Source organism: Alcanivorax sp. HI0007 (assembly GCF_001635525.1).
GTDB lineage: Bacteria > Pseudomonadota > Gammaproteobacteria > Pseudomonadales > Alcanivoracaceae > Alcanivorax.
Window position 1 is genome coordinate 1 of the sequence record NZ_LWEJ01000277.1, and the last position, 12,158, is coordinate 12,158.

Sequence of the window (12,158 nt, forward strand, 5' to 3'; positions counted from 1 at the left end):
CAAGGGCTGGTTGTTTCACTGGGGGCGGATGGTGGCTGCCGGTGTGGCCATGGCAGCGGCCACTTACTGGCTGTCTTTGCAAACCCAGGCCTGGACCGAGGCCGGCATGTGGGACCGGGTCGGTTGGCTCAGCCTGATTGTGATTTCCGGATTGGCGATTTACGGGGCAAGCCTGCTGATTCTGGGGCTACGCCCGCGACATTTGCGCCGCTGACATCCCGGGGTTGTCTTTCCTCAGGGGGGGCGCCATGTCAGTAATGGTTAACTTTCCCGCCGGTCGCTGCCACGGGCGCATACAAAACCATCGACGAGCCTGTATAATCGGGCGTCTTTTGAGACGAGGATGAGATGCGACTGATTCGCGGCATTCACAATCTGCGCGACAGGCATCGCGGCTGCGTGGCCACCATCGGCAATTTCGATGGGGTGCATCAGGGGCATCAGCGGATTCTGGATCAGGTGATCGCGGAAGCCCGCCATCGTGGTCTGAAGGCCACGGTGATGCTGTTCGAGCCGCAACCTCAGGAATTTTTTGCGCCGCAGCAGGCGCCAGCCCGGCTCATGTCCCTGCGCGACAAGCTGATTGCCCTGCGTGACGCCGGGGTGGATCAGGTGCTGTGTGTGCGGTTCAACGAGCGGTTTCGCTCCCTGACCGCCGAGGCCTTTGTGAAATCCCTGCTGGTGGACGGGCTGGGAGTGGAATACCTGGTGGTGGGAGATGATTTCCGTTTCGGCTGTGGCCGTGACGGGGATTTCGCTTACCTGCAGCAGGCCGGCGAACAGTTCGGTTTCGCTGTGACAGACACTGCCACCTGTGAAATCCACGGCGAGCGGGTGTCCAGTACCCGGGTCCGTGCGGCGCTCAGCGCCGGCGATTTTGCCCTGGCGGAAACCCTGCTGGGGCGGCCCTTTGCCATCAGTGGCCGGGTGCGTCATGGCGACAAGATTGGCCGCACCCTGGATTTGCCCACGGTGAACCTGGCGCTGAAACGCTTGCACTCGCCGCTGGCCGGGGTGTTTGCGGTCACGGTCAGTGGCGCCGGGCTGGTGGACCAGGCCGGCGCCGCCAACATGGGCGATCGGCCCACGGTGAATGGCACAGAAAACCGCCTGGAAGTACATCTGTTGGACTACAGCGATGCCGGGGCCGGCCAGGACAGTCTGTACGGCAAGCATTTGACGGTTGCCTTTCGCCATTACGTGCGAGCGGAAGAAAAATTCGCGGATCTGGATCAGCTCAAGACTGCCATCTGGCAGGACGTGCAAGCGGTCCGGGACTACTTTGAAAAGACGGGATTATTCAAGACGGGACTATGACGGACTACAAGGCAACGCTTAATCTTCCCCAAACCGACTTTCCCATGAAAGCCGGCTTGTCCCAGCGCGAACCGGCGCGGCTGAAAGAGTGGCAGCAAAAACAGCTCTACCAGAAAATCCGTGAGGCCTTTGCCGGCCGTCCCAAGTTCATTCTTCATGATGGCCCTCCGTACGCCAACGGCGACATTCATATCGGCCATGCGGTGAACAAGATCCTCAAGGATATGATCGTCAAGTCCCGTACCCTGGCCGGCTTTGATGCCCCCTACGTGCCGGGCTGGGACTGCCATGGTCTGCCCATCGAGCTGATGGTGGAAAAGAAGGTCGGCAAGGCCGGCCACAAGGTGGATGCCCGTACCTTTCGCCAGAAGTGTCGGGAATACGCCAGCAAGCAGGTGGCCGGACAGAAGTCCGATTTTCAGCGTCTGGGCGTGCTCGGCGACTGGGACAATCCCTACCTGACCATGGATTACGCCTTCGAGGCGAACATCATCCGCTCCCTGGGCAAGATCGTCGACAACGGTCACCTGCAACAGGGTTTCAAGCCGGTGCACTGGTGTCTGGACTGCGCTTCTGCCCTGGCGGAAGCGGAAGTGGAATACTACGACAAGGTATCCCCGGCCATTGATGTGGCGTTCAATGTGGTGGATGTGGGGGACTTTGCGGCCCGTTCCGGTATTGAGGCTACTGCGCCGGCACTGGTGATCTGGACGACCACCCCCTGGACCATCCCCGCCAACCGGGCGGTGGCGGTGCATCCGCAGCTGGACTATGTGCTGCTCAGCGGCGAGCTGGATGGCCGGCATCGCGAGTTGCTGGTGGCTGAGGCGCTGGCGGACGATCTGGTCGAGCGCTGGGGCATGGAAAGCGTGTCTCGCTCTGCGGCCGTGAAAGGCGAAAAGCTGGAGGCATTGTCCCTGCAGCATCCGTTCCTGGGTGCCCAGGTGCCCGTGATTCTCGGTGAGCACGTGACCACCGATGCCGGTACCGGCCTGGTGCACACGGCACCCGGCCACGGTGCCGATGACTTTGTGGTGGGCCAGCAATACGATCTGGACCCGATCAGCCCGGTGCTGGACAGCGGCCTGTTCCGTGACGACCTGCCGGTGGTGGGCGGCGTGCATGTGAGCAAGGCCAACGAGCCGGTGATCGAGGCATTGCAGGAAAGCGGTGCCCTGGTGAAGCTGGCGAAGATCGAGCACAGCTACCCGCACTGCTGGCGTCACAAGACGCCCCTGATCTTCCGCGCCACGGCCCAGTGGTTTGTGTCCATGGACAAGGCCGGGCTGCTGCCCCGCGCCCGTCAGGAAGTGGACCAGGTGCAATGGCTGCCCGATTGGGGCAAGGCCCGCATCGAAGGTATGCTCACCGATCGCCCGGACTGGTGTATCTCTCGCCAGCGTACCTGGGGTGTACCAATCGCCCTGTTCGTGAACAAGGAAACCGGTGAACTGCACCCGGACACCCCGGCGCTGATCGAGCAGGTGGCCCAGCGGGTGGAGCAGGAAGGTATTGATGCCTGGTTCGACCTGACGCCCGCCGAGTTGCTCGGTGATCAGGCCGACCAGTACAGCAAGGTCACCGATACCCTGGACGTGTGGTTCGATTCCGGCGTTACCCATTATTGCGTGCTGGATCAACGCGAGCAGCTGGGAAGCCCGGCAGATTTGTATCTGGAAGGCTCCGACCAGCACCGTGGCTGGTTCCAGTCCTCCTTGTTGACCAGTCTGGCAATCCGCGATGCCGCGCCCTACAAGACGGTGCTGACCCACGGTTTCACCGTGGACGAGCAGGGCCGCAAGATGTCCAAATCCATCGGCAACGTGATCGCTCCCCAGGAAGTGTGGAATGATCTGGGCGCCGATATCCTGCGCCTGTGGGTGGCAGCCACGGATTACCGTGGCGAGATGTCCGTGTCCAAGGACATTCTCAAGCAGATGGGCGACAGCTATCGCCGTATCCGTAACACCAGCCGTTTCCTGCTTTCCAATCTCAGTGGTTTCGACCCGGCGACCGATGCCCTGCAGCCGGAGCAGATGCTGGCGTTGGATCGCTATATCGTCGATCGCGCCCTGCAACTGCAGGAAGACATTCAGGGGCTGTACGACGGTTACCATTTCCATCAGGTCTACCAGAAGTTGCACAACTTCTGCGCGCTGGATCTGGGTGGTTTCTATCTGGATATCATCAAGGATCGCCAGTACACCACCCAGGCGGATTCCGTGGCGCGTCGCTCCTGCCAGACCGCGCTCTATCACATCGCCCAGGCGCTGGTGCGCTGGATGGCGCCGGTGCTCAGCTTCACCGCCGAGGAGATCTACGAGAACCTGCCCGGCGAGCGTCTTGATTCCGTGTTCCTGGCGGAATGGTACACGGGGCTTTTCGCGCTGACCGATACGGACATGGACCGCGCTTTCTGGCAGCAAGTGCAGGATGTGAAACAGGCGGTCAACAAGGCCATCGAGAATGCCCGCCGGGACAAGCTGATAAAGGGCGGGCTCAGTGCCGAGGTGGTGCTTTATGTGGATGAGGCGCAACAGGCGCTGCTGAATCGCCTGGGAGATGAGCTGCGCTTCGTGACCATCACCTCCGCGGCTACCCTCAAGCCCCTGGCCGAGGCGCCGGTGGAACTGGAGGCCACCGCGGTGGCGGGCCTCAAGGTGCAAGTGGTCCCCAGCGAATACACCAAGTGTGTACGTTGCTGGCACCACCAGCCTGATGTGGGCAGCCATGCGGACCACCCTGAACTGTGTGGCCGTTGCGTCACCAATGTGGACGGGGATGGCGAGGTGCGACGTTATGCGTGATGGCGCGGACCACGGAGACCAGATGTCAGACGTCAAAAAGGGATTATTGCCAGGCCAGCTGATCTGGCTGTGGCTCACTGGTGTGGTGATTGCGCTGGATCAGATCACCAAGCATATGGTGGTGGCCCGTTTTGATCTCTACGAGCGGCTGGAAGTGATGCCGTTCTTCAATCTGACCCTGGCCTACAATCCGGGAGCCGCGTTCAGCTTCCTGGCGGATGCCGGGGGGTGGCAGCGCTGGTTCTTTACCGCTATCGCCCTGGGCGCTTCGGTGGTGATTCTGATCTGGCTGGCCCGGCTCACCGCAGCCGAAAAACTGCAGGGAGTGGCTCTGGCCCTGATTCTGGGCGGAGCCCTGGGCAATTTCTATGATCGGCTGGTGTTGGGGCATGTGGTGGACTTCCTGGACTTTTACTGGGGTAACAGCCACTTCCCGGCTTTCAACATCGCCGACACCGCCATCACCATCGGGGCCGGCCTGATATTGCTGGATATGTTCTTGGGCGCTGGAAACGGCGCCGAAAAGAAAGAGGCACGCAAAAAGCATGACTGAGATTCTCCGCGCGGGCCCGGAAACCCGTATTACCCTGCATTTCGCTGTGCGTCTGATGGATGGCACTGAAATGGATTCCACTTTTGGCGGTGAGCCGGCGGCCTTTGTCTGGGGGGATGAATCCCTGCTGCCGGGCTTCGAAAATGCACTGCGTGGACTCAAGGCGGGGGACCGGCGTAGCGTGTTCCTGGAAGCGAAAAAGGCGTTCGGCGAGTACAACGACGAGAATGTGCAGCACTTTACCCGGGATACCTTTGCCCAGTACGACACCTTGGAGCCGGGCATGGTGCTCAGTTTTGCCGATGCCGCCGGTGGTGAGTTGCCGGGAGTGATCAGCAGGGTGGAAGATGAATGGGTATTCGTCGACTTCAATCACCCTCTGGCCGGGCGCGATCTCACCTTTGAGGTGGAGATCATCGCGGTGGAGCGCTATGCGCCGGAGCAACCCGTTACGCTGAATTGATACCGGCTGGAGTGAGGCACTTTCAGCTCGATGGTCGTGGCCATGGTCGCAGATTGCGGCCTTTCCCGGTTACAATGCCCGCACTCGTTACGCAGGACTTCCTATGCAAATCCGACTCGCCAACCCCCGTGGTTTCTGTGCCGGGGTGGATCGCGCCATCGACATCGTCAACCGGGCCCTGGAAGTGTTCGGGCCGCCGATCTATGTGCGCCACGAAGTGGTGCACAATCGCTACGTGGTTGACGACCTGCGCCAGCGGGGAGCGGTATTTGTGGAAGAACTCCACGAAGTGCCGGATGATGCCATCGTCATCTTCAGCGCCCATGGCGTGTCAAAAGCCGTACAGCAGGAGGCGGATCGCCGCCAGCTGAAGGTATTCGATGCCACCTGCCCGCTGGTGACCAAGGTGCATATGGAGGTGATCCGCTACGCCCGTGAGGGACGCGAAAGCATCCTCATTGGCCACGCCGGCCACCCGGAAGTGGAAGGCACCATGGGGCAGTACGACAAGGCCAATGGTGGCGATATCTATCTGGTCGAAGACGAGGCGGATGTGGCCAGACTCCAGGTGCGTGACCCGGATACCCTGGCTTTTGTCACCCAGACTACCCTGAGTGTCGATGACACCGCCCGAGTCATTGATGCCCTGCGACAGCGTTTCCCCAATATCCTTGGTCCCAAACGCGAGGATATCTGCTACGCCACCACCAATCGCCAGGATGCCGTGCGCCAGTTGGCCCTGGAGTGTGGCCTGGTGCTGGTTGTGGGCTCGGTAAACAGCTCCAACTCCAACCGTCTGCGGGAGCTGGCCGAGCGTTGCGGCGCCGAAGCTCACTTGCTCGATGATCCCTCCCAGATCGACCCGGCCTGGCTCAAGGGCAAAACGGCTGTCGGCGTCACCGCCGGCGCCAGCGCTCCGGAAGAGCTGGTCCAGCAGGTCATCACCACCCTCAAATCCCTGGGCGGCTCCGACGCCGAAGAAATCCCAGGCCGCGAAGAGAATATCCGTTTCTCCATGCCCAAGGCGCTGCGGTCGTAACGTTTCTTTTAAGAGCTCTAAACCTCAACTTCTCTTCCGTGTGCCTGGAGAGGTCGACCCGGCGCACCCGAAAATCCTTTCCGCTGATAAATAATGCTTTCTGCTAAGTCACAGGGATCGCATTTCTACTACTAAAGTGTGAGTGCTATCACACTAAAAAGTACCAAAACTTATTGTTTTTCAGCAGCTTATACCGTCCATAGCAGTCGACAGTCCGTTTGTCTCCGGTTGATTGATGAGGTCTAGGGAGTTGCTAAGCTGAAACTCAATGTATTCCTCAAGCCAGACAACCGGACTGAAAAGATGAAAAAAAGAAGCAGGCAGCGAGGTTTTTCACTGGTCGAACTGATGGTGGCGATCATCATTCTTGTAGTGCTTGCATCTGTAGCGGTTCCGTCATTTCGAAACGCTGGTGCAGGCAATGCACTGCGGGGTGCGGCCAGTGAGCTGGTTGCCGCGCTGAATACAGCTCGGACTCAGGCAGTAAATCTGAGAGTGAATGTTCAGCTATCTGCGGTTAGCGGTGGGAACTGGAGTCAGGGTTGGCGTATTACCTATCCCGCTGGCGGGCCTGAGGAGGAGCAAAGTTTTACTATTTCCCCGGATGTAACAGTGAAGCGCTCTGGCTCTGGTAGTTTGACTTTTCAGTCAGATGGCTTTGTCAGCCAGGCTGATACCTTCATTGTTTGCGACTCAGTGCGAGGAGGAGAAACGGGAAGAAAAATTTCTGTTTCCAGGGTTGGGCGAATCAGTAATGAGGATATCACGTGCTCGTGAAACGAAATGAGATTAAAGCCCGCCAGCGTGGCGTAGGCCTTATTGAGGTTCTCGTGGCTTTGTTGGTTCTGGCAATTGGCGTTTTGGGTTACGCGGGAATGCAGCTTTCCGCGCTTAAAGGCGCTGAACTGGCTAATAACCGTGCCCAGGCAACATTAATCGCACAGGATGCCCTTGAGCGTTTGCAGCTGAATCCAAATTTGCCGGCCTACATAGCAGCAGCATGGCCAACAACGCCAGTAGCTGTTGGCTCTGCACCTAGTGGCTACGCCAATTGCACAGGGGTTGGAGCTGCGTGTAGTGCTGCTCAAATGGTTTCCTGGGATGTTAATCAACTATCTTGGATGGCTGGAAACCTTTTGCCAGAGGGGTTGATTGCTTTTCAGGCCTGTCCAAATAGTGGTCTCAGCTGTGTTGTTGTCAGTTGGGATGGGATGAGTCCCTCGGAATGTGTGAAGGCGGGCGGAGAGATTAATACCGATACAGATTCTTTCTGTGCGGTCATCGAGGTGGTCCGTTAATGAACAAGATAAAAAAACAGTCTGGTTTCAGTTTGGTTGAGTTAATGGTCGCCATGTTAGTCGGCTTGGTCGTCACTGGCGCCGCACTTCAGCTGCTGATCACTAACAATCGAACTTTTGCTCTACAGCAGGCTACATCCCGCGTCCAGGAAAATGGCCAGCTTGTTTTACGATTTCTGGTGAGAGATTTACGGCGAACTGGCCTTGACCAGAATGTTGCTGCCGGACCTGAAGGAGTATTGTTTTCCGCTACCGGAGGGCTGCCCGGTTCAAGTGACGGTTCTACAGATCGCTTAACAATTTCATATCATGGAACGACGGATTGCGAGGGTGGAGGCACAGGAGTCGTTGTTCGTGTGATTAATAGTTATTACGTGTCAAATGATGGCCTGTTCTGCGATGGGAATCTCTCTGGTGGCTCGGGTATAGAACTGGTCTCCGGGGTTGAAGGATTTAAAGTCAAGTATGGAGTTGACGAAAGTCCCGATGGCGCAATGGGGGTGACAACATTTGTTGGAGCAACCAATGCGGCTGGATATATAACTCAAGAGCAATCAGAAGCTGGGGTTCCCGGTGCAGTAGGAACTGTTGTTGCTGTGAGGTTGGCTCTACTGCTGAGTGAAGAGAGCGATTCTCTGCCTGATGGCGGTGCAGAGCAAACCTTTTATTTGCTTGGCAACAAAGTCACCAGATCGGATACAGATTCCAAAGCGGTTCGCCGAATGTTTACCAGTACAGTGTTGTTGCGAAATGTTGATTGGGAAATCCTATGAAAATGAATTCGCTTTTTCTTGGAAATAACCAGCGAGGTGCAGCATTGATAGTTGCGCTGCTTATTCTGGTGGTGGTTTCTGTATTGGGTGTTTCTGCGATGAAAACGAGCATGTTCGCTGCCAAGGTTGCGACAGGGACTCAGGCAGATGCCATGGTTTTCGAAGCCGCGGAAAGCTCGGTGGCGGATATGTATAACACTCTAGATAACTTGGATGAGGTCGCATTGACGGGTTTTATTGTTAATCAGGTTGTAGCGAGAAGGTGCTTACTAAACTCCGGTGGCAGAAATGGTGCATGTAACAGCGGAGATTCGATGGATGCCCGGAAAGTCATTACTGCATCTGCTGCCGCAACTCAGAATGGTTTTCGACTGATACCTGGGAACCAAGTTAGTACAACCGGGAACACAGCAACATTTGTTGACTACTCAATTAATGTTCAGGGTGACGCTGTCATGGACGGATTTAATCTTAATGACCGTCACTTGCAGCAGCTATTAAAGACTGGAATTTTACCGGGCTCACAATTGTAGCGGGGGCGTTATGAAAAAATATATGTCTTTATTTAAAGGAATAGCACTTCTGCTTGTGCTGGTTTTGTCTCCGACTTGGCTTGCAGCTGATGATACCGAGATATTCTTTGCGCCTGCCGAGGTTGGCAATAGTGAAAATGAAACTAAAGCCAATGTGATGGTGTTGCTTGATACATCCGGAAGTATGCGCAGTTGTGCAGAAAGTGGTAGCGGCTGGTGTTCAGATGTTGAAAACCGCCGTATCAATATGCTTGAAGATGCGATGCATATTTTGATCGACTCAGTGCCAGAAAAAGTCAATATGGGTATTGGCAGGTTTCGGCATGGCTATAACTGTGCAGATAACCGTTACACTTGTGGTGGCTATGTATTGATGCCAGTAACGCAGGTAAACGAAAAATCAAAACGTGCTCTTAAAGAAGCAGTTTCAAGCCTGAATAGTGCTGGGGATAATGCCTCAGGAAGCAATACTGGAGCCCCATACGGTAGTACCCCTACGGCTGAGAGCTACTGGGAGATGGGGCGCTATATGTTGGGAGCATCTCCAGGGTCGGCGCAGTATGGCAATGGTGGAAATGATGACAATAGCCGCTCTGTATGTACTGAGTTTGAAGAGACGGAAGAGTGCGAGCTTGTTGATGAATATGGCTGGGAAAATATTTCTGGAACCTGTAATCGTAACCGTCCTAATTGTCGTCGAATTTGTTCTTCTGGCTGGGGTGGATGGTGCTGGGGTTACACCTACCAGGAATATAAACTTATTGGGCAGACAGAAGAGTGCGAAATTAATAACGTGTGCCTAAGGAGTCAGGATATTGTTGGGGCTGACGGTCGTTACGTATCACCGATAAACCTCGAAAATCAGTGTGAGTCTAACCATATCGTAATTTTCACCGATGGCGACCCGAATGACATTAATTTGCCTGATCATAACTTTTCCGCTTGTGGCGGCTCAGGAAAGTCTGATTCCTATGATTGCCAGGTGGCAATTTCCCAATATTTAAACAGTGAAAGCAACTATATTGGCAGATCTATCAAGACCTATAACGTCGGACTGTTTATGGGTGATAATAGATCTGAGATGGAAAAAGTTTCTACGGATGGTGAGAAAGGGACTTATACAGCCGAGACTTCCGAGGCGCTAGCTAATGCATTTCTTAAAGTGTTTGACCTGATCGATGAAGATTCACGTTCGTTGTCGGCTCCCGGTGTGGCGGTTAACCAGTTAAACCGGTTTGAGCATCTTGACCAGCTTTACTACGCGGTAATTCAACCGGCCTCCAGTAGTTTTTGGGAGGGTAACCTTAAGCGATATCGTCTTTCCGGAGACAATGTGACGGACGTTTCCGGAAATAATGCGATTGACGCTGAAACAGGTTATTTCAAAGAAACGGCCAAGAGCTGGTGGAGCGAGGAAGCGGACGGGCCGGATGCGACAAGGGGAGGGGCTCGGCAGGCTAATGATGAAGGCTTTGTACGCAAGCTGTTCTATAACGAGGGCGCTGCGATGACGAGTTTGCCTTGGGGGTCAATTGGCAGTGGAGCATATGATAACGAATTTTTCGGCCTGCCAGAGGATGCCAGTAAAGACAAGTTGAAGCAGCTTGCCGATAAACTCAAAGTGCTTTGGGGTGACCCAATGCACAGTGTTCCTGTGTTGGTTGATTATGGCTCAGACAATGTGGTTTTTGTTTCTACTAACGGAGGGATGTTGCACGCCATAGATGCAGCAACAGGCAAGGAAATTTACTCCTTTATGCCTAAGGAGTTTCTCTCAAGAGCCAACCTTTTTACAACAGACCGCCCAGGGCTGGATAAAAATAATAACCGACAGGTTTATGGGCTTGATGGTAGCTGGGTAGCGTTAAAAAAAGATGGCAAGAAGCTTCTATTTGGTGGTATGCGTCGAGGTGGTGACACCTATTATGCCCTTGACGTGACTTCAAGAAATGCTCCGAAGCTGCTCTGGAGTAAGACTGTCACCGATAGTGGTTTTTCCTCTTTGGGACAAACTTGGTCTACTCCGACCCCCGCAAGAATTGGAGAAAAAACGGTGCTTGTTTTTGGTGGTGGTTATGACACCAGTCAAGATGCAAGTGGTGGAACCAGGGGGAACGGTGACGATGTTGGTAATGGAGTGTATATCGTCGATGCTCTGTCAGGTGATGTGCTTTGGTCCAAAGAGGTGGCATTTTCTGTGCCAAGCAGTATAGCCGTTGTTGATAAAGATGCCGATGGTTCCTCTGATCATCTGTATTTCGGTGATATGGGAGGGCATTTGTACCGGGCTGATATTGATAAAGACAATATTGGTGCAAGTAAGGTGCATGTATTGGCTGACTTGGGTGGTAACTATGCTGAGAATCGTCGTTTTTATGAAGCTCCAGCAGTGGCTTACGTGGAACATAAGGGTAAGAAACAGCTGTATGTGACAATCGGGTCCGGATATAGAGCGCATCCCCTCGATAAAAATACAAATGAAGCATTCTTTGTTATTCGGGATAATACTGTTTACGAAGATTCTGCTCCCGAAAATGAGCTGAAAATTGGTGATTTAGTCAATGTTGGGGCGGGAAACCCTGTTAAAGGAGATTCGCCAGGCTGGTTTTATTATTTGAATATTGCGCCTGGTGAAAAAGTGATGTCGTCGCCGGTGGTTTACGATAACACGGTTTATTTCTCTACCTATTCTCCAGTAGGAGGGAGCAAGGACGATAGTCCGTGTGCGGTGAGTCTCGGTAGTGCTTATCTGCATACCGTGAATCTTATTACTGGCGACCCTGCAAAAATTAATAATGATGGTTCTCTATCCAGCGACCGGCAGGAAAAGCTCAAGCAACAGGTTCCCCCGCCGACGCCGGTTTTGTTTATGGATAAAGATAAAATTAAAGTCGTGGTTGGCACGGAGGTGCCCGCGGAGGGAACGCCTCGAGATACAAGATTAAGAAAAACACAGTGGCGTCAATTAGAGCCTAATGAGGCAAATGTTATTCCAGTTCACAGTAAGTAGCGGAGCGACTATGAAAGCTTATAGCTATCATCGGAGTAAATGCCGAACACAGGCTTCTGCTGCCGGTTTCACTTTGATCGAGATTCTCATTGTGGTTGTGATCGTCTCGATTCTGCTATCAGTTGCGTATCCTGCATATACGAAGTATGTGCAGGATGCTCATCAAGAGGCGGGTAAGGGCGTTCTGCTGGACTGGGCTTCCGCTCTGGAGGGATACCGGGGAAAGCACTTTTCTTATAAGGGGGCCGGCTCAAAGACCGGTACCCTCGTGCCTGAATCGGTAGGGCACAAACATTATAAATTCACAATTTCGGTACCTTCGGATCATAAATATACGATCAAGGCAACGCCTTATAGTTCAGTCA

General features: G+C 54.5%; 11 protein-coding genes and 1 pseudogene. All 12 read left to right on the forward strand.

All coding sequences use genetic code 11. The annotated features are described in order from the left end of the window. A pseudogene (locus tag A3714_RS18150) lies at nt 1-214 on the forward strand (murein biosynthesis integral membrane protein MurJ); the annotation flags it as partial. Between the two features lie 134 nt (nt 215-348). After that, the gene (gene ribF, locus A3714_RS16870; RefSeq protein WP_062817610.1) at nt 349-1,317 is read left to right on the forward strand and encodes a bifunctional riboflavin kinase/FAD synthetase; all 969 of its coding nucleotides are present in this window, start codon (nt 349-351) and stop codon (nt 1,315-1,317) included. Then, complete coding sequence (gene ileS, locus A3714_RS16875) at nt 1,314-4,124, forward strand: isoleucine--tRNA ligase (protein WP_063509682.1); 2,811 nt, start codon at nt 1,314-1,316, stop codon at nt 4,122-4,124. Before ribF ends, ileS begins: the two co-directional genes overlap by 4 nt. A 22-nt stretch (nt 4,125-4,146) precedes the next feature. After that, nucleotides 4,147-4,677 carry a signal peptidase II gene (gene lspA, locus A3714_RS16880; RefSeq protein WP_062817669.1) on the forward strand — a complete coding sequence of 177 codons (531 nt, stop codon included), beginning with the start codon at nt 4,147-4,149 and terminating at the stop codon, nt 4,675-4,677. Then, entirely contained in the window at nt 4,670-5,140 is a 471-nt protein-coding gene (locus A3714_RS16885; protein ID WP_062817608.1) for a peptidylprolyl isomerase, read from the forward strand. Before lspA ends, A3714_RS16885 begins: the two co-directional genes overlap by 8 nt. A gap of 103 nt (nt 5,141-5,243) precedes the next feature. Beyond that, nucleotides 5,244-6,179, forward strand: coding sequence for a 4-hydroxy-3-methylbut-2-enyl diphosphate reductase (ispH, locus tag A3714_RS16890; protein WP_062817607.1), 936 nt, complete (start codon nt 5,244-5,246; stop codon nt 6,177-6,179). Between the two features lie 303 nt (nt 6,180-6,482). After that, a complete protein-coding gene (locus A3714_RS17625; RefSeq protein ID WP_082844787.1) occupies nt 6,483-6,956 on the forward strand; it encodes a GspH/FimT family pseudopilin in 474 nt (157 codons plus the stop codon). Continuing rightward, nucleotides 6,947-7,477: a type IV pilus modification protein PilV gene (gene pilV / locus A3714_RS16895; protein ID WP_063509683.1), complete on the forward strand. Its 531-nt coding sequence runs from the start codon at nt 6,947-6,949 to the stop codon at nt 7,475-7,477. The genes A3714_RS17625 and pilV overlap by 10 nt, the downstream gene beginning before the upstream one ends. Continuing rightward, nucleotides 7,477-8,250 (forward strand): PilW family protein, encoded by a 774-nt coding sequence (locus tag A3714_RS16900; protein WP_231866147.1) that lies wholly within the window; start codon nt 7,477-7,479, stop codon nt 8,248-8,250. Before pilV ends, A3714_RS16900 begins: the two co-directional genes overlap by 1 nt. After that, complete coding sequence (locus A3714_RS16905) at nt 8,247-8,783, forward strand: PilX N-terminal domain-containing pilus assembly protein (protein ID WP_156493036.1); 537 nt, start codon at nt 8,247-8,249, stop codon at nt 8,781-8,783. The genes A3714_RS16900 and A3714_RS16905 overlap by 4 nt, the downstream gene beginning before the upstream one ends. A 10-nt stretch (nt 8,784-8,793) precedes the next feature. Next, nucleotides 8,794-11,793: a PilC/PilY family type IV pilus protein gene (locus A3714_RS16915; protein ID WP_082844785.1), complete on the forward strand. Its 3,000-nt coding sequence runs from the start codon at nt 8,794-8,796 to the stop codon at nt 11,791-11,793. A gap of 10 nt (nt 11,794-11,803) precedes the next feature. Beyond that, the coding region (locus tag A3714_RS17630; protein ID WP_156493878.1) for a type IV pilin protein at nt 11,804-12,158 on the forward strand (355 nt) is incomplete at its 3' end.

What these genes read in the sequence shown, in the direction of transcription:
- ileS (WP_063509682.1), top strand. Translation starts at nt 1,314, where the DNA reads ATGACGGACTACAAGGCAACGCTTAATCTTCCCCAAACCGACTTTCCC.
- A3714_RS17625 (WP_082844787.1), top strand. Translation starts at nt 6,483, where the DNA reads ATGAAAAAAAGAAGCAGGCAGCGAGGTTTTTCACTGGTCGAACTGATG.
- A3714_RS16900 (WP_231866147.1), top strand. Translation starts at nt 7,477, where the DNA reads ATGAACAAGATAAAAAAACAGTCTGGTTTCAGTTTGGTTGAGTTAATG.
- A3714_RS16915 (WP_082844785.1), top strand. Translation starts at nt 8,794, where the DNA reads ATGAAAAAATATATGTCTTTATTTAAAGGAATAGCACTTCTGCTTGTG.
- ribF (WP_062817610.1), top strand. Translation starts at nt 349, where the DNA reads ATGCGACTGATTCGCGGCATTCACAATCTGCGCGACAGGCATCGCGGC.
- A3714_RS16905 (WP_156493036.1), top strand. Translation starts at nt 8,247, where the DNA reads ATGAAAATGAATTCGCTTTTTCTTGGAAATAACCAGCGAGGTGCAGCA.
- A3714_RS16885 (WP_062817608.1), top strand. Translation starts at nt 4,670, where the DNA reads ATGACTGAGATTCTCCGCGCGGGCCCGGAAACCCGTATTACCCTGCAT.
- ispH (WP_062817607.1), top strand. Translation starts at nt 5,244, where the DNA reads ATGCAAATCCGACTCGCCAACCCCCGTGGTTTCTGTGCCGGGGTGGAT.
- lspA (WP_062817669.1), top strand. Translation starts at nt 4,147, where the DNA reads ATGTCAGACGTCAAAAAGGGATTATTGCCAGGCCAGCTGATCTGGCTG.